Annotated in this window: 16 protein-coding genes; 6 read left to right on the top strand and 10 right to left on the bottom strand. The window is 54.3% G+C overall.

Going from position 1 to position 25,184, the window contains the following annotated elements; translation table 11 throughout:
- Positions 1 to 166: 166 nt before the first annotated feature.
- Genes ACFFJP_RS03005 through ACFFJP_RS02995 form a run of 3 tightly spaced genes read left to right on the top strand, consistent with a single transcriptional unit; the run spans position 167 to position 9,975 of the window.
- The gene (locus ACFFJP_RS03005) at positions 167 to 7,492 is read left to right on the top strand and encodes a type I polyketide synthase (RefSeq protein WP_377240362.1); all 7,326 of its coding nucleotides are present in this window, start codon (positions 167 to 169) and stop codon (positions 7,490 to 7,492) included.
- Between the two features lie 6 nt (positions 7,493 to 7,498).
- Complete coding sequence (locus ACFFJP_RS03000; protein ID WP_377240360.1) at positions 7,499 to 8,830, top strand: aminotransferase class I/II-fold pyridoxal phosphate-dependent enzyme; 1,332 nt, start codon at positions 7,499 to 7,501, stop codon at positions 8,828 to 8,830.
- Entirely contained in the window at positions 8,827 to 9,975 is a 1,149-nt protein-coding gene (locus tag ACFFJP_RS02995; protein WP_377240358.1) for a hypothetical protein, read from the top strand. The genes ACFFJP_RS03000 and ACFFJP_RS02995 overlap by 4 nt, the downstream gene beginning before the upstream one ends.
- 11 nt (positions 9,976 to 9,986) lie before the next feature.
- Here the strand turns inward: ACFFJP_RS02995 and ACFFJP_RS02990 are convergent, their stop codons facing one another.
- The 10 genes from ACFFJP_RS02990 to ACFFJP_RS02945 form a co-directional block, all read right to left on the bottom strand.
- The gene (locus ACFFJP_RS02990) at positions 9,987 to 10,721 is read right to left on the bottom strand and encodes a fatty acid desaturase CarF family protein (protein ID WP_377240355.1); all 735 of its coding nucleotides are present in this window, start codon (positions 10,719 to 10,721) and stop codon (positions 9,987 to 9,989) included.
- Between the two features lie 83 nt (positions 10,722 to 10,804).
- Positions 10,805 to 12,337 carry an LTA synthase family protein gene (locus tag ACFFJP_RS02985; protein ID WP_377240353.1) on the bottom strand — a complete coding sequence of 511 codons (1,533 nt, stop codon included), beginning with the start codon at positions 12,335 to 12,337 and terminating at the stop codon, positions 10,805 to 10,807.
- Entirely contained in the window at positions 12,330 to 13,100 is a 771-nt protein-coding gene (locus tag ACFFJP_RS02980; RefSeq protein WP_377240351.1) for an SDR family NAD(P)-dependent oxidoreductase, read from the bottom strand. Before ACFFJP_RS02980 ends, ACFFJP_RS02985 begins: the two co-directional genes overlap by 8 nt.
- A complete protein-coding gene (locus ACFFJP_RS02975) occupies positions 13,082 to 14,332 on the bottom strand; it encodes a capsule polysaccharide biogenesis protein (protein WP_377240349.1) in 1,251 nt (416 codons plus the stop codon). The genes ACFFJP_RS02980 and ACFFJP_RS02975 overlap by 19 nt, the downstream gene beginning before the upstream one ends.
- 13 nt (positions 14,333 to 14,345) lie before the next feature.
- Positions 14,346 to 15,431: a KpsE/RkpR family capsule polysaccharide export protein gene (locus tag ACFFJP_RS02970; RefSeq protein WP_377240346.1), complete on the bottom strand. Its 1,086-nt coding sequence runs from the start codon at positions 15,429 to 15,431 to the stop codon at positions 14,346 to 14,348.
- Positions 15,428 to 16,090 carry an ABC transporter ATP-binding protein gene (locus ACFFJP_RS02965; protein ID WP_377240343.1) on the bottom strand — a complete coding sequence of 221 codons (663 nt, stop codon included), beginning with the start codon at positions 16,088 to 16,090 and terminating at the stop codon, positions 15,428 to 15,430. Before ACFFJP_RS02965 ends, ACFFJP_RS02970 begins: the two co-directional genes overlap by 4 nt.
- The gene (locus ACFFJP_RS02960; RefSeq protein WP_377240341.1) at positions 16,087 to 16,872 is read right to left on the bottom strand and encodes an ABC transporter permease; all 786 of its coding nucleotides are present in this window, start codon (positions 16,870 to 16,872) and stop codon (positions 16,087 to 16,089) included. Before ACFFJP_RS02960 ends, ACFFJP_RS02965 begins: the two co-directional genes overlap by 4 nt.
- A gap of 1 nt (position 16,873) precedes the next feature.
- Positions 16,874 to 18,562 (bottom strand): polysaccharide biosynthesis/export family protein, encoded by a 1,689-nt coding sequence (locus ACFFJP_RS02955; protein WP_377240338.1) that lies wholly within the window; start codon positions 18,560 to 18,562, stop codon positions 16,874 to 16,876.
- A gap of 35 nt (positions 18,563 to 18,597) precedes the next feature.
- The gene (locus tag ACFFJP_RS02950; protein ID WP_377240336.1) at positions 18,598 to 18,930 is read right to left on the bottom strand and encodes an RT0821/Lpp0805 family surface protein; all 333 of its coding nucleotides are present in this window, start codon (positions 18,928 to 18,930) and stop codon (positions 18,598 to 18,600) included.
- Between the two features lie 73 nt (positions 18,931 to 19,003).
- Entirely contained in the window at positions 19,004 to 21,007 is a 2,004-nt protein-coding gene (locus ACFFJP_RS02945) for a capsule polysaccharide biogenesis protein (protein ID WP_377240334.1), read from the bottom strand.
- A 110-nt stretch (positions 21,008 to 21,117) separates the two neighbouring features.
- On the opposite strand from ACFFJP_RS02945, the gene ACFFJP_RS02940 reads away from it, so the two are divergent.
- The 3 genes from ACFFJP_RS02940 to ACFFJP_RS02930 are packed head-to-tail and all read left to right on the top strand — an operon-like array spanning position 21,118 to position 25,180.
- Complete coding sequence (locus tag ACFFJP_RS02940; RefSeq protein ID WP_377240332.1) at positions 21,118 to 22,152, top strand: glycosyltransferase family protein; 1,035 nt, start codon at positions 21,118 to 21,120, stop codon at positions 22,150 to 22,152.
- On the top strand, positions 22,149 to 23,096 hold the full coding sequence (locus tag ACFFJP_RS02935) for a glycosyltransferase family 29 protein (protein ID WP_377240330.1): 948 nt from the start codon (positions 22,149 to 22,151) through the stop codon (positions 23,094 to 23,096). Before ACFFJP_RS02940 ends, ACFFJP_RS02935 begins: the two co-directional genes overlap by 4 nt.
- A complete protein-coding gene (locus tag ACFFJP_RS02930) occupies positions 23,096 to 25,180 on the top strand; it encodes a glycosyltransferase family 2 protein (protein WP_377240328.1) in 2,085 nt (694 codons plus the stop codon). The genes ACFFJP_RS02935 and ACFFJP_RS02930 overlap by 1 nt, the downstream gene beginning before the upstream one ends.
- Positions 25,181 to 25,184 lie beyond the last annotated feature (4 nt).

The raw sequence follows: 25,184 nt of genomic DNA, 5'->3' as shown, positions 1-25,184 counted from the left end.
CGAAGATTGCCGTTTGTCCGAAGCGGGCTTTTTTGGTAAAATGGACGTTTTTCTCTGGACCTGCCGCACAATTCTGCTGATGTTGTTGCCGGCAGATGTTCTCTGAAGTCCGACCTGTATTTCTGGCCGTGACTGCTGCAGTTTCAATGGATATGGATGAAGAAGTATGACTAAACCCGTGGCGATTATTGGCCAGGCGTTCCGATTTCCTGCAACCGATGCACAAAATTACTGGAACGACTTATTGGCAGGACGGGATCTGGTCAGTCAGGTTCCGGCAGATCGCTGGACGCACAGCGCATTTTTACATCCGGATAAGCAACATCCGGGCACAGCTTATACTTTCGCTGCCGGCACAATCGGTGATGTCAGTCAGTTTGACCCAGCATTTTTTGGTATTTCGCCGCGTGAAGCGGCACAGATGGATCCGCAACAACGGCTGTTGCTGGAACTTGGCTACGAAGCGATTTGCGCCAGCGGTTATACCATGGCACAGCTGCGTGGTAGCAACACCGGCGTCTATATTGGCATCGCCAGCGCCGACTATTCCTATCGGATGGCGGACGATCTGACTCTGATAGATTCTGGCGTCGCCACCGGTAATACCGCGAGTATCGCCGCTAACCGTTTGTCTTATGTATTTGATTTACGTGGCCCGAGCATGGCGATTGATACCGCTTGCTCGTCGTCTTTAGTTGCCTTTCATCAGGCCGTTCGAGCCATCCAATCCGGTGAAAGCAAACTCGCGCTGTGTGGTGGCGTTAGTCTGCACCTGCATCCTTATGGTTTTATTATCTTTTCCAAAGCCAGCATGCTGTCGCCGCGCGGTCGTTGTCAGGTGTTTGATGCCGGCGGCGACGGTTATGTCCGTTCTGAAGGCGGTGGTTTATTCCTGCTGAAAGACTATCAACAGGCTGTGGCAGACGGCGACCCTATTCTGGCCGTTGTCGCCGGCACAGCCGTCAACACCGATGGCCGCAAGTCCGGCATCACAGTCCCGAGTTGCCACAGTCAGGCCGCTTTGCTGGAACAGGTCTATGCCGATGCCGGCATCAGCCTGCACGACATTGACTACATCGAAGCACACGGCACTGGCACTGCGGTTGGTGACCCGATTGAAACGCGAGCGCTGGGCCGCGCCATCGGCAGTAAAAGAGCCGCCGGCAACCCGCTGTATATTGGTTCGGTCAAAAGTAACCTCGGTCACCTGGAAGCCGCCTCTGGTGTTGCCGGCCTGGTCAAAGCTATTTACAGCCTGCAACAACGCACTGTGCCTGCCACTATTGGCATCCGCACACTCAATCCGGCCATTGATTTCGTCGGTGGCAATCTGCAGGTAGTCCAACAGCCACTGGCGCTAAAAGCGACTGGAAAGCTGACGATCGGGGTCAATTCATTTGGTTTTGGTGGCTCCAATGCCCACGTTATTTTACAAAGTGCGCCCGAACCAGCCTTACCCGCCAAAGCCTTTGGTCACAGTGGACAACAACTGCCGCTGTTACTGAGCAGCCAACAAGCGGAAGGGCTCAGCGCGACTGTTGCGGTGATGGCAGAATATCTGCGCACCTTGCCGCCAGAGCAATGGTACGCGAGCTGTTATCAGGCGCTGTTTCGCCGCGATTGGTTTAATCAGCGTTTATTACTCTGGGCCGACACGCCAGCAGACGCCGCCAGCATCCTCAGCCAGTATCAGGCCAATGGCCAACATCCGGCAGTCACGCTGCAAACCGGTAGCAAAGACCAACAACCATTGGTCTGGACCTATTCCGGTAATGGCTGTCAGTGGCACGGTATGGGCGCAGCCTTGTTAAAAGATGTAGTCTTTGCCGCCGCTATCGATGACATTGACCAAATCTTCCTGCCGCTAGCCGGTTATTCGCTGCGTGCAGAACTCGCCGGTGAGTTAGCGCCAGAACGGATTGACGCGACTGAATATGCTCAGCCGGCGCTGTTTGCAGTGCAAGTGGGCCTGACGAACATGCTGCGCGCCGCTGGTCTGACTGCAGACGCTGTGGTTGGTCACAGCGTCGGTGAAGTGGCTGCGGCCTGGGCCGCCGGCATTCTGAGCCTGCCACAGGCTTGCCAGGTGATTTATCATCGCAGCCGCCTGCAAGGCCAGACCCGCGGACAGGGCCAGATGAGCGCCGCCGCGATCAGTGCCGAGCACGCCAATGCGCTCATCGACGAGCTTGGCCTTACAAACCAACTGACCCTCGCCGGCATCAACAGCGCCAGCGGTGTCACGCTGGCCGGCAGTCCGGCTGCGCTTAGCGTGATCGAGAGCCATCTGCAGCAACAACGTGTGTTCTGCCGCCGGCTGGCATTAGATTATGCCTTCCACAGCCCGGCGATGGACCCCATTGCCAGCGAGTTACAACAAGTGTTGGCAGACTTGCAGCCACAAACCGGCCATTTGCCGTTTTATTCGACCGTGTACGGCGCAAAAACCGCTGGCACAGCACTCGATGCGCACTACTGGTGGCTCAATATCCGCGAACCAGTGCAGTTCCATGCCGCTATCAGTGCTTTGGTGCAGGATGGTTTGCAATTATTTGCCGAACTCGGTGGTCACCCGGTGCTGCGCAGTTATCTGACAGAAGCGTTGCAGGGCCTGCCCGGCGCCTGTTTTGGCTCACTGAAGCGCCAGCAGGCGGGCATCGTTCAGGTGCAACAGCTGCGCGATCAGCTGATATTGGCCGGTGCGCCGGTCGACTGGTCCGGACTTTTCCCGCTGGTGGCGCCACAGCAAACTTTACCGCCATATCAATGGCAGCGACAACGCTGCTGGCTGGATCAGGATGCTGAATCTGTCGGTCAGCTGTACCGGCCAACTGTACATCCGTTATTGGGTACGGCGATGGCGCAACAGGCAACTTGCTGGCAACAGTCACTCGATACCGCAGTGTTGCCGTGGCTGAGCGAGCATCAGGTCGGCAATGCCGTGGTGCTGCCCGGCAGTGGCTTTGCCGAGTTGGCATTAGCCGCAGCGGCGCGGTTGTGCCCAACGGGGCCACTGGTAGTGGAAGACCTGGAAATTCAGGCGCCGCTGCTGTTCGAATCCGGTCAGACCCGGTTATTACGCACCGAGGTCGATGCGCAGGATGGCAGTATTCGCTTCAGCTCACGTCTGCTGCTGGCAGACACCGCGTTGCAACCACACGGCAAAGGCCGGCTGCTGTTGCAACCTGATCTGGCAAGTACCACTGTGTCGGCCCCCGCAAAGCCGACGCGCGCCGTCGATTTTGACCGCAGTCAGCAAGATATCGCCACCCGGCTACTCGACTTACAATACGGACCACATTTTCGCCAGGTCAGCCAGGGCTGGCGCCTGAGCGCTGCTGAGCAACCGCAACAAAGCGCCGGTCAGACCATTGTCGCCGAGCTGGCGTTGCCGGATGGCGGTGCCAGCGATTTCCCGGATTACCTGTTACACCCAGGCGTACTGGACAGCAGTTTCCAACTGATTATTCAGGCGTTATACCCGAATCAATCGGCCGAGTTTACTTATATTCCGGTAGCAATTGGCCGATTGGAGCTGCATCAGCGCCGGGCAGTGCCGGTGCTGGCACAACTCACGCTGCGCCGCCATTCCCCGTTTTCCATTCTGGCCGATTTCTGGTTGTTTGATGCAGACGGCAAGCTGATAGCGCACCTGGCGCAGGCACGCTTTAAACGCACCAAACTGAAAAATGCCCGCCAGGCACCGCAGCTGTGGCAACAGATCACCCGCCCGGATGCGTTAACACCAGCCACGAGTCTGACGCCGCCGGATTTTGCGTCATTGGCCGAAAGCCGCCAGCAACTGTGTCAGGAGCTGGAACCATTACTGAACGAGCTGGTACGCCGCAGTCTGCAGCAACAATTGCAACCGTGGCAGCACAACTGGGCCGATATGTTCAGTGAATTGGACTTACGCTATCCAGTCAATGCGCGTTATTTGCAACAATTGCTGGCCCATACTGCGCTGAGCGCTGCGGACTTCTGCGCAACAGCGGACGATGATCTGTCCGCGCAAGAATTGTGGCGCGCGCTGCTGACAGCTTATCCGGCTTATGGGCCGCAACTGTTGCAGGCGGGTCAGGCCTTACAACAAGTACCGCTGCTGCTACAAGGCCAGGCGCTGCGTCTGCCCGACGACACCAGCATCAGCCAGCTCTTACAAAATCGCCTGCATGACCTGCTGCCTTCGATTGGTGACAGCCTGAACCTTTGGGCTGCAAAGGCCAGCCGGCCGCTGCAACTGCTGGAATTCAGTCCGGAAGCACCGCTGCTTTGTACAGCCTTGCTGGCGGCGCCGACTGCGCTGCAGCTGGCCTTTGTCAGCGCCGAACCGAGTCTGGATGCACAGCAGCTGGCCGGGCATTATCCGGCGCTGCAGCTGCCGATTGCCGATGAACGATGCAACGCCGATGCGCTGTGGTTCTGGTCCCATTATAGCGATGTCGCCGCTGCGCACAGCGCATTACAACAGGCCTGTCAGCAGCTGCAACCCGGTGGTTACCTGTTGATCCCATTGCAGAAATCCGGGCTGTGGGCAGATTTATTCTGCGGCCCGCAGCACCCACTGCTGAGCCTGCAGTCAGCTAATTTCTGGCAACAACAGCTGAGCGGTTGGACTGTGCAGGTGCTGGATTTCGCCAACGCTGGGCTGGAACTGCTGATCGCGACGGCCCCACTAATGGCGGCGCCGAGTTTCCAGCTGCCGCCACTGGTCTTACTGGATGGCGCCCGCCACTATTCAACCGATAGCTGCACTGTGGTCGCCCGCAGCAGCATCAGTGAGCTTGCTCTGATTGACAGCACCGGCTGGCCGGCCGATGCCATAGTGCTGTTTCAGCCAGAGCCGAACCCTGCAGTAGCAGACCAAGCGGCGCTGACGCACTGCGAACAGGCCGCGCTGGCACTGGTGCAATTACAGCAATGGGCACTGCAACAAAACCTGAGCCAGCCCATCTGGTTGTTATTGCCGGATGCCAGTCTGCACAGCAGTGCCACACCGGACCCGGTCAGCGTGTTGTTATGGGGTCTCGGCCGTACGCTACGCAATGAACATCCGGTGCCGGTGTCGATGCTGGACTTTGCCCGCGAGCAAAACCCACTTCGATTGCTTAGCACAGAACTTCAAGGCTCAGGATCCCAGGGAGAAAGCGCCGCGCGTGAAGTGCATTACGACCGCGCCCAGGTCCGCTACACGCCAAGGCTGGAGCCGATCCCGCTGCCGCTGGCGTCCAGCCATTATCAGCTGCAAATCAGCCAGCCAGGCCAGCTGCGCCATCTGCAATGGCAACAATGTGAAGCGCTGCAGGCAGGTCCAGGCCAAATCCGGGTCGACGTGCAGGCGACCGGTCTTAATTTCCGCGATGTGATGTACGCGCTGGGATTATTATCTGACGAAGCGCTGGAGCAAGGTTTTGCCGGGCCGACGTTAGGTCTGGAATTTGCCGGTACGGTCAGCGCTGTCGGCACTGGCGTGATCGGTTATCAGCCGGGCGACCGCGTGCTGGGCTTTGGCCCAGCCAGCTTCGCAGCACAGGTGGTCACCAGTGCCAGTGCGGTGGCACACTTGCCGGCGCAAATTGACTTTGCCGCAGCCGCCACCATCCCAAGTACTTTCTTTACTGCCTATTACGCCTTACATCAGCTGGCGCAACTGGAAGCCGGCGAAACGGTACTGATCCACGGCGCCGCCGGTGGTGTTGGCATCGCCGCAATCCAAATTGCCAAATGGAAAGGTGCACGCATTATTGCCACCGCTGGGGCTGCCGCCAAACATGCATTTTTGCGCCAGTTAGGCGTCACGGACATTCTCGATTCCCGTTCGTTGCAATTTGCCGATCAGGTATTGGCGCTGACCAATGGTCAGGGTGTCGATGTGGTACTGAACTCGCTGGCCGGCGAAGCAGTCAACCGCAATCTGAAGATCCTGAAGCCATTTGGCCGTTTCCTCGAACTGGGTAAACGCGACTTTTACGACAACAGCAAAATTGGTCTGCGACCGTTTCGCAATAACATCAGTTACTTTGGCATCGATGCCGATCAGATGATGGCGTGTCGGCCAGCGCTGACTGCGCGCTTGTTTGCCGAAATGATGCAGTTGTTTGCCGACGAAATTTTATGGCCACTGCCATATCAAAGTTTTGCCGCCAGTCAGATTGAAAGCGCCTTCCGCCAGATGCAGCAAGCCCGCCATATCGGCAAAATTGTGGTGCAGTATCCGCCAGCCTTACCGGTACAGCCACGCCAGCAACAGCTGCAGCTGCGGCCGGACCGTTGTTATCTGGTGACCGGCGGCATGGATGGTTTTGGCCTTGCTACCGCCAAAGCATTGGCCACCATGGGCGCTACGCAGTTGTTACTGTTAAGCCGTCGCGGCAGCCAAAGCCCGGACGCAGCCAGCACGCTGGCCGATTTTGCCGCGCAGGGCGTCACAGTCCACGCACCGGCTTGTGATGTCAGCGACCGTAAGGCATTGCAGCAAGTGCTCAGCGACGCCAGACAACAGCTAATGCCGCTCGGTGGCCTGGTCCATGCAGCCGCCGTCATTGAAGACAGCCTGCTGCAAAACCTCAATGCCCAGACGCTGCACAAAGTGCTGGCCGCCAAGCTTCAGGGCGGTTGGTTATTGGACGAACTGACGCGGACGCTGCAGCCGGACACGCCACTGGATTTCTTTGTGGTGTACTCCTCGGCCACGACCTTGTTTGGCAACCCGGGCCAGGCCGCTTACGTCGCTGCCAACTATGGCCTGGAAATGTTATGTCAGACCCGTCGTGCCGCTGGTTTACCAGCCACTGCGCTGTTATGGGGCGCCATTGACGATGCCGGTTTCCTCGCCCGCAACAGCGAGATTAAAGCAGCACTGCAAAGCCGGATGGGCGGTCAGTCGGTCAGCACTGCACAGGCAATGCAGGCGTTATCTGAAGTACTGCAACGCGACTTGCCGCAGGCGGCGGTGCTCGATATTGATATTGCCGCCTTACAAAAATTCCTGCCGGCGGCCGCAGATCCACGCTTTGCCAAACTGCGTGCGCAACACAATACGCACGGCAAAATGGACCAGGATGCCAGTCAGCAGGACGTCGCAGCACTGCTGGCGACGATGCCGGTAGCAGAGGCGCAGGCCTATCTGTTGTCGGTGTTAAAGCAAGTGGTCGGCGGAATTCTGCGTGCCAATCCGGACAAACTGGCCGAGCAGGTCCCGCTGCAGGACCTGGGACTCGACTCACTGATGGGCGTAGAACTGGTAGTGGCGATTGAAAATCAGCTCGGTGTCCGTCTGCCGGTGCTGACTATTTCTGAACAACCAACGCTGCACAGTCTGGCGCAAAAACTACTTGGCCTGCTCAGTACTGACGCGGCACCGGAAGACGCGCTCAGTGCCCAAATCCGCCAGGTTGCCGGCAGTCATGGCAGTGAGATCAGTGCCGCAGAGCTGCAGGCTTTGCAGCAACAGCTGACCAGTCAGCCCCAGCAACGTTTGATCAAAGGATAAAGGCTGATGAAAAAATCTGTCGCCAGCCTGACCGGCGCACTGAAAGATAAACTGATCCAACAGGCACTGCAGCGTCAGTTGGCGCAGGTCGAACAAACAAGTTTGGAGCCTGCCCCGCAGCACAACGCTGCGGGGCCAGACCCGCGCACTGATTTCAGCCGCCACCCGGGGTATCAGCAATTGCGTATCCTGCATGACGGCGCCGCCCGGCTTGGTCTGCCCAATCCGTTTTTTAAACTGCATCAGGGCACAGCCGGCGCACACACCTGCATTGACGGCCAGCCACTGTTGAATTTCGCCAGTTATAACTATCTGGGCTGTTCCGGCCATCCAGCGGTGAATCAGGCGGCGATCGCCGCCATTACACAATATGGCACGTCGGTCTCCGCCAGCCGGCCAGTCGCCGGTGAACGGCCACTGCATCGCGAATTAGAGCAGGCGCTGGCTGATGCGTATCAGGTCGACGCCGCCGTGGTGCTGGTCAGCGGCCATGCCACCAATGTCACTACTATTGGTTATTTGTTTGGCCCACGCGACCTGATTTTGCATGACGAGCTGGTGCACAATTCCATTATGCAAGGTTGCCAGCTTTCCGGTGCCACCCGGCTGCCGTTTGGCCATAACAACCTGGCTCAGCTACAGCAAATGCTGCGTGAACATCGCCACAACTATGAACGTGTCCTGATCGTCGTAGAAGGCATCTATTCGATGGATGGCGATTTTCCCGACTTACCGGCTTTAGTGGCATTGAAACAACAATATAACGCGCTACTGATGGTCGACGAGGCCCATTCATTTGGTGTGATGGGCGCACGCGGTCTGGGTATTCGGGAACATTTTGACCTGCCGGGTCATGCCGTTGATATCTGGATGGGCACGCTGAGTAAAAGTCTGGCCGGCTGTGGCGGTTATATCGCCGGTAGTTATGCGCTGATTGAACACCTGAAATTCCTCGCACCAGGTTTTTTGTATAGTGTTGGCATGCCACCACCGGTGGCGGCTGCAGCACTGGCTGCCTTGCAGTTGATGATCTCAGAGCCGGACCGGGTGCAACGTTTGCAGCACAACGGCAAATATTTCCTGCACGCCATGCAGCAAGCCGGTTTTAATACCGGCCATGCCAGCGGATATGCCGTGGTGCCGGCGATTTTCGGCAGTTCGATCCGGGTCACCCAGCTGGCGAACCGGCTGCAGCAGCTCGGTATCAGTGTGATGCCGATCTTGTACCCGGCAGTACCGGAGCAATCGGCGCGGCTGCGCTATTTTATCTGTGAAGGCCACACCGAAGCCGAACTGGACCATGCAGTTCAATTGCTGGTTGAGGCCACGCGCACATGAATGCAGAACCGCAGATCCGCCAGCGCCGAGTGGTTTACCTGATGGGATTTGACCCACGCGGCAGCAGTTTTTATTATCAGCTGTTAAAACGCGAAGCGAGTCGCAGTAAAAGACGCAAGATGTCGGCGCTGACAATTGGCCCGTTGCAGCCGGGCGAACACTTCAGTCAGTGTGACTGGCAACAACAGCACGGCCCGACCGGGGATTACCGCTTTGCCGAAATGCTCGATTTGATCGAGCCGCATTTCCGGCCAACGCCGGGCGCCGGCTGGTGGTGGTGGTTGCATTTATGCAAATTGATGTTGGGCAACAGTTCATTATGGCGACCACGCGGTCAGTCTATGCTGTTCAGTTGTTTTATGCTGTATCCGTTACTGTTACCCGCGCTAATGCTGGCCTTGTGCGCAGCCGCGGCAGTCGGTCTGACCGGCCTGTTACAGCAGCCATGGCTAGGCTGGTTGCTGCTGCCTGTGCTGATGTTATGTGCAGATATGCTGCTGCGCCGCTTTGACCATAAAATATATCTGCATTATCTGCTCGGTGATTTTTTGTTTACCCGCGCGGTTTTGTCGGCCTGTTGGCCGGAGCTTGAACAACGACTGAGTCAATGGGCAACTCAACTGGCTGACGATGTTCGTGCTCTGGAGCCTGACGGTGAATTACTGATTGTTGGCCATTCCAGCGGCGGTTTATTAGCGGCGCGGTTGGCGCACCAGCTGCAACAACAGCTGGCGCCGGAAGATGCGCACAAATGGTCGTTACTGACCTTAGGCAATCAGGCCAGTACTGGGCTGGCAAACTTTGCCGGTCCGTTTCACCAGAGTGTGGCCGCGCTGACACGCGCGCCGCAGCTGCGCTGGCAGGAAGTATTTGCACCGCAGGATATTATCAGTTCAGGTCGGTTTGATGCAGGCGTACTACCAGGCGCTTTGAGCGGCAAGATCAAACTGCAATCCGCGCTGCTACGCGAAGCGCTGGCGCCAGAGGAATACCACAAAATGGTGCTGCAGTTTTTCACGCTGCATCTGCAGTATTTACGTGCCAGCGGCACCGGGTATGGCTTTGATTATTTTCAGCTTTTGGCACAGACAACGCCGGCGTTTAGCTATCAGCCGCGTCGTACCACGACAGGTTCAGCCGAATGATCGTCCAGGGTTTAGCGCTCACCGCGCCATTCGGCCTGACTGATCCAGCCTTTTTGTAATAACCAGCCACAGATGCGGTCCACCAGAAAATCGGTGTGGCCGCTGATCAGGCAAAACCCCTGCAATCCAGCCTTGTGATGTTCATGATGGCGCCGTGCGCTATACATCAGCCCGATCTTTTGTAAAAACCTGATCAGTTTCACCCCTCGCCGCATTTGTTTGGAACCATGCACACAAGCATGAATATGGTTGGTGTGCAGCGCGATGACCGAGCACAGCAGCAGAATAAACCACACTGAATCCGCCAGCAAACCGCTGGTCAGCGGCAGCATCAATGCAGCCAGCGCCAGTAGAAATGCCGCTGCGGGGAAAGTTTCAAAAAAGAAGTGACTGTAAGTGAACTGCAGATAAGGCCGCACATTACGGTGGTGAATTTTAAAGCTGTAGACGATTTCTTCCAGCCAGCTGGCCTGTGCTAATACCTGCTGTTTCATCAGTTCAAATTCAGCACTGCTGCGATCTCCCTGATAATGAAACAAGCGTTCAAAGCCTTTGTGTTTGTCGAGCGGTCTGTAGTCCAGATAGATATGGATCAGCCCACTGTAAAAATCGGCATTAAGCCAGGCCAGTACAGCCAGTAGTAACCAATATAGTGGCGGCGCGGCACTGTATTCCGGCAACCATGCAACCCATAGCCACAGCGCGAAATACAGCGGGATCATGAATGGTTTCAAATTCGCAGGCAACTGATGACTCCATAATCTTGTCGTGCCGACCTGCCTAGTTTAACAGGCTCTGCTGAATGCCAAAATCCACTTCGGCCATTGGCCTACTTATGTTGCGCCAACAATGTCAGTAACAGATTGGCCAGATCATGCACCTCACGCTGGGCCACTGCCTGCCGTTGCAAGCCACTTTGTTGTTGTGCTGATGCCCAAATCAGATAGTCAGTACGATGACTGTCGAATTGCTCCGCCTGATACAACTCCGGCAAAATAGGTAAATGGTCGCCATACCAACATAACAAACCGGGCCGCGGCGATTGCTGCAGCGTGTCACATAAGATCTGCGCCATCTTGCCAGCATTCACCACATGGCGCAGGTAGGCGGTCAGCTCCTGCACCGATTTAGGCGGCAATGCGGTTAAGTATTGCGCCGGCTCTTCAATGCTGACTTTTTCCAACTGCAAAGGCCCGTGGTTTTCCATCGTGATGACAAAGACAAAGGTCGGTTCGGTGGCCTGCTGCAGGATCTGCCGGACGCGCTCTGCCACTTCTTCATCACCGACATAATGGTTGTCGCTGTGATGACTGAAGCCTTTACGGTCAATAAATTCATCAAAACCCAGATGCGGAAACACGCGGTCGCGCTGATAAAAACTGACCGGATACGGATGCACACAGACGGTGCGATAGCCTTCGGCCTTCAGACGGCTGGCCAGTGTGGTTAGCTGCTGGCGCGCCAGCCGCCGGTATGGATTAAACCGATGGATGCCCTGCTCGCTGTTGGTGAGGCCTGTGAGGAAGGCAAATTCACTCCGTAATGTATTAGCGCCGATCGCCGGCACCGCCAGTTCGCCGTGCAGCAGCGCATCGGCATTCAGTTGGTCAAACCAGCGATAACACTGCGGATGGATCGCTGGCCATAACCGGCGCGCATCAAAAAAGGATTCACTTTGCACCACCACCAAGTGCGGTTGTACTCCGCCCGGCTCCACACAGTCCAGCGGTTCGGCCAGCAACGCCAGTTGCCGTTCGGCCTTGGCGTAAGCGATAAAACCACCCAGCATGCCCATTTCAACCTGATCCAGCGTCGGATCAATGCCCACCAATGGCGACACATAATGCCAGCTGCCAAACATCAGTAGCAGCGTGATCACCAGCAGGCTCAATAGCGGCCACGCCAGCTGCAGTAATCCCATTGGCGCTTCCAGTTGTAATGCCAGACCTACCAGCACCACCGGTACAAATATCGCTAGTGCCAGCCGGCCAAAGCCGAAAAACGGCAGATACAAACGCGGATGGCGGAAGATATCGACAAAATAATGCAGGTCCTGATAAACAAAAGGTTCATATAGCTGAGCCAGTTTAACGCGATTCACCACCAGCATCAGCGCCTGCCAGAACACCACCTGACTGGCAGCAAACCAAGGCCGGCGGAAGATCAGTAGTTCCACCAGATAAATCAGCAGCAGCACTGCCAAATGGCCAGCCCAGACCGCGCCTTTGCGACGCCACAGCCTGCCACCGGCTGGCAATAGACAAAACTCCAATACAAGACATAACAACGCGGCCAGGACAAAGGACTGCAGTACCGTTACACAAGATTCAGCCGTCACGGCCAGCGCTACAAAATCAACCACGATAATTCAACCAGGCCAGGATCCGCTCAGCCAGCCAGGGCCGGCTGAATCCCAACAAAAAACAACCTAAATTTAACGGAAACGGAAAACTGATGCGGGCATGATTGGCCGCCAGACCACGTTTGATATAAGCCGCTGCACGCTCAGGTGGCCATAGCCACGGCTTGGGCCCCGGCATCGCCCTGCTCATGTCTGAGTCGACATAGCCCGGCATCACGACGTTGACCTGCACCCCTTGAGTTTTTAACCAACCCCGCAGACCTTCGCCATACGCTTTTAAGGCCGCTTTGCTGGCACTATAACTCGGCGTAACGGGCAAGCCATACCAGGCAGCCAATGAACTCATCAATGCGATCTGCCCCTGCCCTCGGCGGCGCATCGCCGGCAATACGGCATGTACCAGGGCAAAGCTGGCTTCGACATTCAGCTGCAGTAATTTCTGCACGTCGGGCCAGGTCTCACCGGCATCGTCCGGGCCATGATTAATGTTGATACCATGATTGAGGATCACCAGATCGAAATCCTGCGTCAGCAAATGGTCACACCATTGCTGCCGTGCCGGTTGCTCAGTCAGATCCAGTACTGCCAGCTCCACACTGCACCCTTGCTGTTGCAGCCAGTCAGCTTGCTGCGTCAGGATGACCTGATTGCGGCCCTGCAAACACAAATGCCGCCCCGCAAGCGCGTAAGCTTGCACCAGCGCCTGACCAATAGCACCGGTCGCGCCGGTAATTAAAATCCGTTTTATTGCATCTTCGTGCATAATTCCTCCAGCGGGCTTTGGTCCCGGCACAATGCGGCCACACTTTGCGTCACCAACAAAGACAAACCAGGCTCCGCATATAAACTGCCATTGAGCTGCGTACAATGCCTTAGTACCGCTACGAACGCGGCCAACAGCGCCACATCTGCGGCTTGGCCCTGCCGCCAAAAATCAGCCAGAGCCCCCTGAAACGTCAGGCCCGGCAGACTGTATAAGGCCTTGCCTAAAGTCAGCACCGGACAGCCAGCCTGTAACGCCTGCAACCCGACGGTGCTGTTCACGGTGACCACACCAGCGCATTTTGGCAACCATAACGCCAGATCACCAGTTTGCACATAATGCACGCGGCCCTCTAAGCCAAGCTGCTGCACTTGCCGGCGCAGATAAGCATCGTAGTTGACCCAGCCGGTATCGAGCGGATGGTTTTTTACCAGTAAATGACTGCCCTGCGGTGCATGTTGCTGAAAGTTTGTCAGCACTGCGCTGATCAACTCACGCATATCATCAAAAGCGGAATGTTGCCGGATTTGTGCATCACCATCGAGCTGCAACGGCAGCAGATACCAGTGTTTACCGGCCAAAGCAGCAAATACCGGTGCATCCCAGCGCGCAAACCAACGCTGCGCCGGCAAACGCCACAAATACCCCAGATATTCTTGCGGCGCGGACTGCAATGCGTGATTGCGATAACGTGGATAAAACAACGGGTTCCAGAAATTACCGCAGTGATACAACACATCGTGCAACGCCCGCAGCCAGAACGGATTGGCAAATGTCTGCAAGACCGGCGCTTCTGGCCGCTCAGCTGACAGCAATGCTGCTGCTTGCAGATACCATTGCGGCGCTCGTGGCAACAACGAGTCAGCATTGACGCCTTCGCGCTCCAGCGTCACCCAATAAGGTCGGAAATAACCTTCTTCAAAGACAAAGTTGCGCACACCGGCCGCGCGGCCAGCAAGTAGCGCTTGCTGATGCAGAGGCCGCTGATCGCCAAATAACACCTGGTCCGTCACGCCGTATTGCAGATAAAGCTGCTGCAAATAAGCCGGCAGTTGCGCCGGCCGGCCACGAAAACTCAACGCCGGCAACGGCCAGTGGTACCAACTATCACCAACATTAAAATTTAGCTTAATCACCTGATGGCCAGCAGCTTCCAAAGCTGTGGCCAGGCGGCGGAAAAATGGCGAGCAGACGCTTTGTAGCAGCAGAAAACAACGAACTTGCTGTCGCACTGTCTCAACCCGATCAGTCACGATGTTCGTGCACAATAGCTCGGATCAAATGCACCATAGCAGCCACAAACAGGATAAAAAAGCTGAACACCAACCAGTTGTAAATCCGTCTCGGTTCTGTTGAATACTCTGGCAGACTTGGCTTTTGTAACACTGAAACCTGTTTCAGTTTACGTGAGGCCTCGACACGGGTGGTTTCAAGCGCCAACAAGGCATTGGAATACAGGTTTAGGGCAAATTCTGCCTTCAATTCCAACGTCTGATATTCCGCAGAGACTTTGTTCAGTGCATCACCACTTTCAGTAGCCATTTTGCGTTGCTCACTGCTGATCTGCTGGTTCAGCGCTTGTAGTTCCGCATGAAACCGCAACATGTCCGGTGTATTTTTACTCTGAAATTTTGCCAGACTGCTGATCCGGGCTTCGAGCAAAGCACGCTGCCCTTCTAACTGACTAACAATAGTGGCAATGCTTTGCACTGAACCGGTTGGTGAGATCAGACCGTGTAGATTCTGGTAGTCAAGCAGCGCCTGACGCGCAGCAAATAATCGTTGTTCCAGTGCGGTAACCTGAGTTTCAATAAATGTGACCTGCTCTGCCGCCAGCCGTTGCCCCATCTGGTTCATATGCAACTCACCTTCTTCCAGCAGCGCCTGCGCTATCTGTTGGGCTTTTTGCGCATCATAGGCCTCGACTTTTACCCGCAAGATCGCTGCATAGTCATCAAATTCGATGACAATACGCTTTTGCATGTACTCGACAAATTTTTCCTGTGGCAAATCTGCAGCAGATAGACGAGAAAACCAATCGATGTCTGTGTTGCTATAGTGCTGACGCAGCGCCAGGCGCTTTTCCAGCTTTTGCATAATATCAACAGAATGAAGATGGTCTTGCAGCAATAACAATTCGCCTGCGCCGCCGGTACCGGACAATAAAGAACTTACATTAAATGAAGCTTGACTCACTTCCGGGCTTTGCAAAACAATATGACTTTCCGACACATAACGGTCGGTCGCCAGTAACCACCAATACAATGCCACCAGCAATACCGCAACAGCGGCTAGCGCCCAATGCGGTTGATCCTTCACAAATGTTTTCATTTTCCAATACTCTGATGATAATCGCGGATCGCGTCTTCTAATTTGTCATACCAGATGGCCTTGCCATCATTCAACCAAATACCGGCCTGGCACAGGTCTTTTAAAATACTATTGCTGTGTGACACCATAATCAGGCTGGCACTACCGACCCTGGACCGAAAAGCCTCAGTGGCTTTTTGTTTAAATGCGGCATCCCCTACTGAGGTCGCTTCGTCAGACAAATAAACATCAAAATCAAAGGCCAGCGACAAGCCAAAGGCCAGCCGGCTACGCATCCCACTGGAGTAGGTTTTCACTGGTTTATCAAAAGCCGGACCTAGTTCGGCAAACTGCTGTACCTGTTGAATTATCTGACTTATTTGGGGATTACCACCATGCACCCTACTGACAAATTTGACGTTTTGCCGTCCCGTCATCGACCCCTGAAAACCACCGGATAAACCTATGGGCCAAGAGACCTTACCAGTTCTGGTAACAGTCCCCCGATCCGGCGTATCCATGCCGCCGATCAACCCCAACAGGGTCGACTTACCAGCACCATTTCGGCCAATTAAGCCCACGCTCACGCCTTGTGGAATCGTCAAATTGATGTCTTTGAGCACCCAGTCGCCACCAAAAGGGCCATGATACCTTTTGTATAAATTGCGAATTTCAATCATTGTGCCGTGAGTCTCCGCTTGTAGCGAACATGCAGTATCAGACCCAACAAAAGACTATTACATGCCCAGAACCACAGGTAGGTCATATCAATTGGATAAGGAACATGATATGTGGGGTAAAAACTGAGTCTGACCGCTTCGATACCGTGTACTAACGGATTATAAACAAGACTTTCCCGCAAACTATAAGGCAAAAACTGCAACGGGATCATCACTCCAGACAATACATACATCGGAAGCATTAATAACGGAACTACTTTGCCTATTTCAGGCAAAACAGCCATCGCGACAGAGAATATCAACGCCAGTCCAAACCCAAGACACCATAATGCAAGCCAAGCTTCTATTCCTCTCAAAGCTTCTATGGGTAACATTTCATGCCCAAAGAGATTTATGAAGAACAGCAACAACAGCAAAACTGCTGTGCGTAACAATAACTCAACAATCGCGCGAATGAAGACCGGATCAAATGGATGGACCTGGCGATAGGCAAACAACGCATGATTGGCCTCAATGGCATGCATACTGCGTGTTAGAGCATCTCTGAATAAATAAAACGCCATAATACCAAGCAGGAGCCAACCAACTACGTCAGCCCCAGGAATTAATTCATTTTGCGACATTAACTTACGCACACCGATCATTAATCCAATGTATAGCAGTGGCTCAATAATCAACCAAGGTGTCGCCATCCGATCTGCAGTAATACGGGCCATAATTTCCCGCATAAATACCGCATGCCAGACATGCCAGGTAATTTGCAGGCTACTGCGCTCTAGCATTTTATAAATCCACCGCAACTTTCGCCGCGATCGCTACCTGATACAGAATTTGTGTCAGTGCCGTCGCAAGTTGCAGATTTTTCGTTGTTACGGCTGGCAACACCAAAATTTCGTCTCCAGGCTGCAATTCTATGTCGTCAGCCTTACGCACTTCGCCGTTTGGTCTTAACACCAGAATATTGTCATCGTCAGCATGTTGACTGAAACCACCGGCTGATTCGATATAATCGAGTGCCGTTTTGCCACGAATAAAAATACTGGACTGTGGGATATACACCTCACCGCTGACCAGAATGGCATCAGTACGCGGCGGTAAGGTAATGATGTCGCCATCCTGCAAACGCAGGTCTTGCAGCTCACCATTTTCGCTTAATACCATCCGGCCGTTAGGTTTGATCTCACGAACTCTTGCAACAAATTGGCTAATCAATTCTGCTTCACGTACCCGGATTGCTGATTCGTCTGCAGTAGAAGATGGTGCACCTAAATAAGTAGTTTCCAACCGGCGTAAGCTGTCTTCCAGCGACTGACGCTGCCGCTCTGCCACACTGATCCGGCGCAGCGACACATTGGCATAATCGCTGGACTGCGGATCTACCGGCACATTATTCAGCAATTCTTTGAGCGTAGTATTTTTCGGCACGACAAAATGTGAACGCCCCTGATAACTGCCTTCGAGTTGGATCACTAACATATCAGCGCGCTGATCGGCGACAAACTGAATGTCGTCACCATTGCTTACCTGAGTCGCAGCTAGCTTATCCAGTGACAAATATTCCGCTACAGGCCTGCTATGTCGGCTACCACGCAACAATGCATGGGAGGCAGTCGCATTCAGTTGTGCCAGTTCCATCAGCGTTTTGCCGTATAAGGCGGTATTGGTCAGCTCGTACTGATAGGCGCGTCCGACATTGCCACTGACCGTCACCACAGGGCCCCGGCGTTCCACCATAATGGTATCGCCGTCCTGTAACTGACCGTGTAACAGCTGACCTTTCAGGATAAAATCGTACAGATCCATCACTGCAATTTGTTTTTGCCGGCGCATTAATTTGATTTGGCGGTAGCTGCCGAGTTGTTCATCAACGCCTCCAGCCTGGTCGAGGAAATACAACACGGAATCAGACGGGATACCGGCATAACGCCCCGGTTTTGCGACAAAACCTGCTACATAGACCGCAACAGGTTGCACGCCTTGCAGGTTGGTGTACACCTGTACACTACCAGGATAAACGGCGGTTACGGCGGCCCGAACTATATGTTCTAACTGCTGATGGCTAACACCCATCACCATTACTGGACCAATTGTCGGAATAAATATGTTGCCCTGCGCATCCACCGGTAGGATCCGGTCGATTTCCACCGCGCCCCAGACCCGTAAAGTGATTTGATCACCAGGTAGGATTTTGTAGTCCGGATTCAGGCCGTCCGCACGTGTACCACGAAAACCTCCGCTAAACAGCTCAGCACCAAAAGGTTTGATATTTTTCGGACTGACAATGCCTGCTTCAGCACCCTTACCGATAGTACCGGCTTTCCAGTTCGTTGGACTGACAGGCTGCTGTAAGTCGGCGACAGCCCTCACTGCATTGGCACGCTGGTCCGCGGGTAGATCGCCAAAACTCTGCGCGGTTGCCAAATTCCATGGCCACACACAGCAAAACAGAGCAATTAGAATAAATCGAAACATCTGCATTGATTCCTTGCAAATCAAAAAACGGAGAATTATTGGTCTTGCTGACTAAGCAGCCGTTGTGATGCCCAACCGGCTTGCTGATAGTCGCAAATTAATGCGAGTTGTTGCCCGATCTCTGCCTCAAGGCAAACGCGGCCAGTTGCAGCAAAATAGCGTTTTAGTACCAGCACTTCAACTGATGGGCCCCAGGGTGAATCTGCCAGTGTTAAGCGTTGCCCTTCCAACGCAGCGGCTAAATCAGCGGAAGACGCCTGGCTGATATATTGCAGCGATTCAGCCGGTTGCTGTGACGTCTGTGAAGTCAACTGGCTACAAGCCCCGGACAACAAACCCAAACCCAGAATCCATATACGGCTTAACATGCAGCAAATCCCTTGAAATCATTAAACTGACGTTAATTTATCACAGAGCAGCGCTCACCCCCAACCTTTACAATTAAAATGGGGACAATCGTAAGTACCATTCCAGCAAGCGACGCCACCAAATCGGTTTGGCTACTTCCTGCTTACGCTGCTCGGCAAGACACGCCACTATATTTGAAGCTGTAGTGTAACCATTTGATTTTGGATGAAAATACATTGGATAAATTAACAATGCACCCGCAATTAACTGCGCCAGACTGAGTTGACGCTGCCGGCGGCTGAGCGGCAACCAATCATTGGTTAATCCCCAGCCCGCATAAAACGGCTGACCATAACAATACACTGGAACACCACGTAACAACGCTTCAAAACCGGTAAGCGACGTCATGGTATGTACTTCGTCCACCTGCGTTAACAAATGCGCCATATCTTCGGCGAGCACTATTTCATCGCAATATTGCTGCGCCAGGTTCTCCGTCTGCCCGACTTTACGCAAGCCAGCTTGCACATCCGGATGTGGTTTATACACCAGCCATGCTAGCGGATTTTGCTGCCGGACTTGCGCCAGTAACTGCACATTGCTGTGGATCTGTGGCGAACCGAGTCGGATCGACGCGTCTGTTTCGACCTGCCCCGGCACCAGCAACACTTTTTTCTCCACAGGCCGCTGCCAGCTACGACTCCCAAGGTTGTATTTGGTGATCTGGCTTTGCAACAACAATTGTTGCAAAGCCAACGCTTGCTGTAACTGCTCTGCAGTGAAATCCGTTTGAATGAGGATCTGCTCCAGCAATGACGGTACCGAGCTGTCGTAATAGATCCCGGCCGGATCAAACACCCAGGACAAGGGCCGCTGCAGCGCCACACCAAGTCCAACGGAGCGGATAAAACCATCCTCGACACGGATTTGGCCGGCAGCAGCCGGATAGCGGCTCCCCCAGCTCAGCCAGCGGGCGGCAGCAGGCACCTGGGCCGGCTCCTTAACAAAATGCAGCCGGCTACCGCGAATAAACTGGCGCAACAGGTATTTTTTCCACCAGGAAAAACCAACGGCATAAAGCTCGGCCGGTAAACGCTGTTGCTGCTGGCGTTGCAAGGCCAGCCAATCAATCAAACGCTCCACTTCGCAGCATTGGCCGCTTTCAGGGTCAAGATAACGCGGGTAACGCACTAAAGCGGCATACACCAGTTGTAACAAATCCACCGGTTGGCGGCGCGCCGGTGGCGCCAACGCATCGGTGGTCAGTCCCCAGCCGGCATAAAACGGCATACCAAAAGTAAACACCGGTTTTTGCCACAACAGCGCCTCAAAACCGAGCTGCGAAGTCACACAAAACACGGCACTGGCATGCGGCAACAGGCTCGCCGGATGTACATCTTCGGCTAACAGCACCACTCCTTGCTGTTGTAATTCAGCCAAATCAAAATGGCCGGATTTCTTGCCGGCCATCACGTCTGGATGCACTTTCAGTAAAATCGTATGCTGAGGGAATAAAACCTGCGCTTGCTCTATCATCAGCTGGAAACTGGCAGCAGACGCCTGACCAAAAGCAATGGAAGCATCGCCCAAGGTCTGATCAGCGACCAGCACAAAGGACGCCGGGAGTACCCCGCTATAGTCACGGTTATGGTTGTATTTGGAGACCCGCGCGCTTTGCCAGCGCGCCAGCAATGCAGCCGCGCGCGCGGATTCAGCTGGCGTTAACGGCATACCGATAAGTTGTTCCAACCTGGACGGTCGGCTGGCGTCGTAATATATGCCAATATCATCCAGCACGACTGACAAAGGTTCGTCCTGATGACCAAGACCGACTGAACGCAAAAAACCATCTTCCAGACGTAACAAGGGCAACTGGTGGCGATTGGCGTAGGCTTCAGCACGACGGGCAGTGGCTTTGCGTCCCCAGGCCAGCACCAGGCTGTTTGCTGCGGGTGTCAGGGCTGTTTTCCAGAAAGGTACATATTGAACAGTACCTGCTAATAAACTAGAAACTGAACTAAGCTTCGCAATACCGGCCGAAGTGGTCAGCAAAGCAGCAGAAGACAAAAATATCTGCGGGATTTGGTTACAAAACATCCAATTTCCTGTAACAAGCGCCTAATTGTATTGAAAATCAGGTATGTCGCATGGTCAGCAGTGTCAATATTGTTTACAATAATCCGTTTTCAAATGAAATGGAATGAATTTTGAAGAAACTCCGCTTCGCATTTGTCGCGTTCAGCAACAGCAAGGATAAGTTTGTTGCCGATCCATCCTTTATTTATCGCTGTGAAAATCTCGCTTTGGCGCTTCGCGCTGAAGGTCATCACGCCGATCTGCTGCACTATAGTAATCTGACAAGCTCTGAGCATTACGATCTGGTATTTTTCCACCGGCCGAAACGCCGTTTTGGCCTGAGTTATCTGCTGCACCGTTTGCACCGCAACGGCACTGTCACTATCGCCGATTTTGACGATTTGGTGTTTGACCCTACTGTCGCCTATTTAAGTCCTGGTGTACTGAATTCGTTAGTCACGCTCAAAAAAACTGAACAGATGTTCAGATCTCATGCCACAGCGCTGAAAAAATTTGATTTGGTCTCAGTATCAACCATTCCGCTTGCCAATGCCGTAAGCCGACAAGCTCCGCATGCCAAAGTGATAGTAATGCCAAATACCGTGCATTACAGCTGGTACAGTGCCATCACCAAAACCTTGCCGGTTGAGCACTGGAATCTGACCTATTTCCCCGGTACCCGTAGTCACGACCGTGATTTCGCCATGATCCGCCAACCACTGGAACAGTTTCTGGATGAACACCCGTCGATTAAACTGCATATCACCGGCGTGTTGGATTACGAGCTACGCTGCCGGCCACAACAGCTGGTGCAGCATGAAAAGCAGAAATTCAGTAAATACCACAAGTTTGTGGCACAAAGCTGGGTCAATCTGGCACCGCTGGAAGCAACTTTTTTTAACCAGCATAAGTCTGCCATCAAGGCGATTGAAGCCGCCTATTGGCATGCGCCGACACTGGCCAGTCCAATCCCGGACATGCACAGATTACAAGGCTGTGGCGCTTTATTGGCCAACGATTTGAACAGCTGGTACCAGCAACTGACCAAACTGGCAGAGCCCGAATTTTACATTTCCCAAACGCAAGGACTGCGTGAAAGACTGCTAGCGCATAGCAGAATTGAACATCAGACCAGCCAGTTGATTAAGGCGGCATTGTTTCGATGACCGTTGTTCAGCACTGTTGGTCGCGAGCCTTGGCGTCGAAGGACGATGCGACATTAAGTGTATGCCGGCAACAAGCCATTACCGCGCGACAGCAAGGTATGTATCAACCGACGACACTGCGCCGCTTTCGGCAGGTCTGGCAGCAAAGCGGTCATGCAAAAGACTGGCTGCAATACCTGAGATTCAGACGAACGCTGGGTTATCCGCTGACAGCGCACCGCGCCAAGGCAATCGCCTCTCTGCTGCAAGGCCCCTGGTGGCTGCGTTGGAAGCACGGTGTGTTACCGGCAGAACAACGCCAGTTTGCCCAGTTGCTGCAGGAATATCAGCAGCAACTGCCGGAGCAATCAGACTGGCTGACAGCACAATTACAACAGCAGGACCAGCTGTTGCAACACTGGATGCAACGTTGCCGACAAGCTAATCGTATTGCAATTGTTGGAAATAGTGGCAGTCTGGCCGGCAGCGGTGCCGGCGCTCAGATTGACCAGGCAGATCTGGTGATCCGTTTTAATCATTGTTTCAGCGACCACACCAGCGCAGCAGATGCCGGGCAGAAAACCGACATTTGGGTGGTTGCCCCCGGCTTTCGCGGTCCGCAACAACAGACCAGCCTGACGATCCTGTCAGGTCCGGCCATGCTATGGCATCAGCAACAATTTAGCTATTTGCAGCAGGTCAATTCCCCCTTGTTACAGGTGCCGCTGGATTGCTGGCGCAAGATGGTCCGACAGTTTGCCGCGCCTCCGAGTGCAGCGCCATTAGTCACGCAGTTATTGTTGTCTCAGGGTGTAAAACCGACACAGCTACAGCTGTTTGGACTGAACCCTGCCGATAGCAACCGCTACCATTTTGCCTTACCGGCGCATCAGCCCAGCCTTCGCCATCACTGGAAAGCAGAACAACAATGGTGGCAACAGCTGCGTGATTTGGGAGCGCAATAATGTCTTGGCAAGCTGATATCGCCAGACTTGGCTGGCAGCTGACAGTCACCTCTGACAGAACCCGCTTACAGCGCGTTGCCCCCATCAGTGGCTGGTTTCGCCTGACCGTCAGTGCCGACAACCCAGTCAGTCTTCATTTACCTGGTTTGCACTGCGATATTGCCTTACAGCCGGATTCTACAGACCGTTACCTGCTGATTTGGTATTGTACCGGTGTCCGTGATCTGAGCATCCAGGGGGCAGATCTCCGCCAATTGTCACTACAGCAGTTGCCAGCTTGGCGGGCATATTGGCTGTTGTTCTGGCGGGTACGCCAACAAACTGGCATGCACCGGCAGCGATTATTTGATCTTTGTCTGGCGCGCTATAAACGCGCCGGTATGCAACAAGTCCGGCGTAAGCTGCTCGAAGCGCACCAGCCGTTCCTGCCGGCACTGTTGACCTATGAACAGCCATACCAGCAATGGCAAAAAAAAGCGCAGCCACCTACTGCATCACTGCGGATTCAGCCTGTTTCACTGATATTTGTCATGCAACCTGATCAAGCCGGACAGTGGCGGGTTAGCCTGCAATCGTTGTTGAGCCAGACCGATCCAAACTGGCAGCTTTGGCACGGCCCCGCGACAACACCAGCATCCACTCTGTTAGCAGAGCCTGATCCACGGGTTTTGCAACAACACCAGCTGGATCCTGCCGCATACTACTGGCCTCTGCGCGCCGGCGACTTGTTATGCCCGGATACAGTCCGGTTGCTGCAGCAGGCACTGGCCGCAAAACCCCAACTACAGATCCTGTATAGCGATCACGACGAACCAGGTTTTGACGGTTGTGAGCGCCAACCACAGTTTAAGCCGGCGTTTTGTTACGACAGTTATTTGAGCCGCGACTATATCAGCCCGGCAGTCCTATACCGCGGATCGTTGCTGCAACAGCTGCCTGTCGATTTCTGGCAACAACAGCCCGCCTTGCAACTGGCCCGTGCGCTGCTACAGCTACAAGGGTCAATGTCGGACCAAATCATGCACCTGGCATGGCCACTGTTGCAGCTTGCCAGCGCCATCCGCGCAAAGGCCGACCACGTGTTACTGGCAGATTTACGGCAGCAACTAGTGCAAAAGCAGGAAGGGTTAAGCTGCATTGCGACATCACAAGGGGCCGATGGATTCCGGCTGCGTTATACGCGAACCGGCGCCTTGGCTAACGCCCCAGTTTTTAGCGCGGCAAGCCCGCAGGTCAGTATCATTATCCCGACCCGCGATCAACTGGCGCTGACCCGCGCTTGTGTCGAGTCCCTGCTGACCCAGACCAGCTTCCGCAATTTTGAAGTGCTGCTAGTGGATAATCAGAGCTCAGATCCGGACACACTGCGTTGGTTCAGCACCATTGCCGCACATCCGCAGGTGCGCTTGCTGCATTTTGACGCCGCATTTAACTACTCGGCCATCAACAACTTCGCTGTGGCGCAATCGCAAGCCCCTTTTGTTTGTTTATTAAATAACGATACTGCGGTGATATCACCCGACTGGTTGGACGAAATGCTGCAGCATGCACAGCGCCCACATATTGGTTGTGTTGGTGCCAAGTTGTTATTTGACGACAACACAGTGCAACACGGCGGTGTGGTACTGGGATTATGGGGATTGGCCGGTCACAGCCATAAACACGCACTGTCAGATGCTGGTGGATACCAGCAACGCCTGGCACTGGTACAGAACTATAGCGCAGTGACCGCGGCCTGCCTGCTGCTACGCCGCGAGCTATATTGGCAGGTCGGCGGCCTGAACGAACAAGCACTGACGGTGGCGTTTAACGACGTAGATTTATGTCTGAAGATTCAGGCCGCCGGCTATCGCAACCTGTGGACCCCTTACGCGGCACTCTATCACTTCGAATCGAAAAGCCGCGGCCGCGAAGACACGCCAGAGAAAAAGGCACGTGAGCGCGCTGAAATCAATTACATGCAACAAACCTGGCCGACACAAATCGCTGATGACCCCTGCTACAGCCCACATCTGACACGACAGCGCGAGGACTATTCGATTGCGGCAGATGAACCGGCTGCGGTTGTCGGTATCATCCGTTAACGTT

It is taken from the genome of Rheinheimera tilapiae, assembly GCF_042432165.1.
GTDB classification, from domain to species: domain Bacteria; phylum Pseudomonadota; class Gammaproteobacteria; order Enterobacterales; family Alteromonadaceae; genus Pararheinheimera; species Pararheinheimera tilapiae.
The sequence above is the reverse complement of the archived record's forward strand: the minus strand, read 5'-3'. Positions and strand labels throughout refer to the sequence as shown.

What these genes read in the sequence shown, in the direction of transcription:
- ACFFJP_RS02980 (WP_377240351.1), bottom strand. Translation starts at nt 13,100, where the DNA reads ATGCACGAAGATGCAATAAAACGGATTTTAATTACCGGCGCGACCGGT.
- ACFFJP_RS03000 (WP_377240360.1), top strand. Translation starts at nt 7,499, where the DNA reads ATGAAAAAATCTGTCGCCAGCCTGACCGGCGCACTGAAAGATAAACTG.
- ACFFJP_RS03005 (WP_377240362.1), top strand. Translation starts at nt 167, where the DNA reads ATGACTAAACCCGTGGCGATTATTGGCCAGGCGTTCCGATTTCCTGCA.
- ACFFJP_RS02995 (WP_377240358.1), top strand. Translation starts at nt 8,827, where the DNA reads ATGAATGCAGAACCGCAGATCCGCCAGCGCCGAGTGGTTTACCTGATG.
- ACFFJP_RS02970 (WP_377240346.1), bottom strand. Translation starts at nt 15,431, where the DNA reads ATGAAAACATTTGTGAAGGATCAACCGCATTGGGCGCTAGCCGCTGTT.
- ACFFJP_RS02955 (WP_377240338.1), bottom strand. Translation starts at nt 18,562, where the DNA reads ATGTTTCGATTTATTCTAATTGCTCTGTTTTGCTGTGTGTGGCCATGG.
- ACFFJP_RS02965 (WP_377240343.1), bottom strand. Translation starts at nt 16,090, where the DNA reads ATGATTGAAATTCGCAATTTATACAAAAGGTATCATGGCCCTTTTGGT.
- ACFFJP_RS02960 (WP_377240341.1), bottom strand. Translation starts at nt 16,872, where the DNA reads ATGCTAGAGCGCAGTAGCCTGCAAATTACCTGGCATGTCTGGCATGCG.
- ACFFJP_RS02930 (WP_377240328.1), top strand. Translation starts at nt 23,096, where the DNA reads ATGTCTTGGCAAGCTGATATCGCCAGACTTGGCTGGCAGCTGACAGTC.
- ACFFJP_RS02950 (WP_377240336.1), bottom strand. Translation starts at nt 18,930, where the DNA reads ATGTTAAGCCGTATATGGATTCTGGGTTTGGGTTTGTTGTCCGGGGCT.
- ACFFJP_RS02935 (WP_377240330.1), top strand. Translation starts at nt 22,149, where the DNA reads ATGACCGTTGTTCAGCACTGTTGGTCGCGAGCCTTGGCGTCGAAGGAC.
- ACFFJP_RS02945 (WP_377240334.1), bottom strand. Translation starts at nt 21,007, where the DNA reads ATGTTTTGTAACCAAATCCCGCAGATATTTTTGTCTTCTGCTGCTTTG.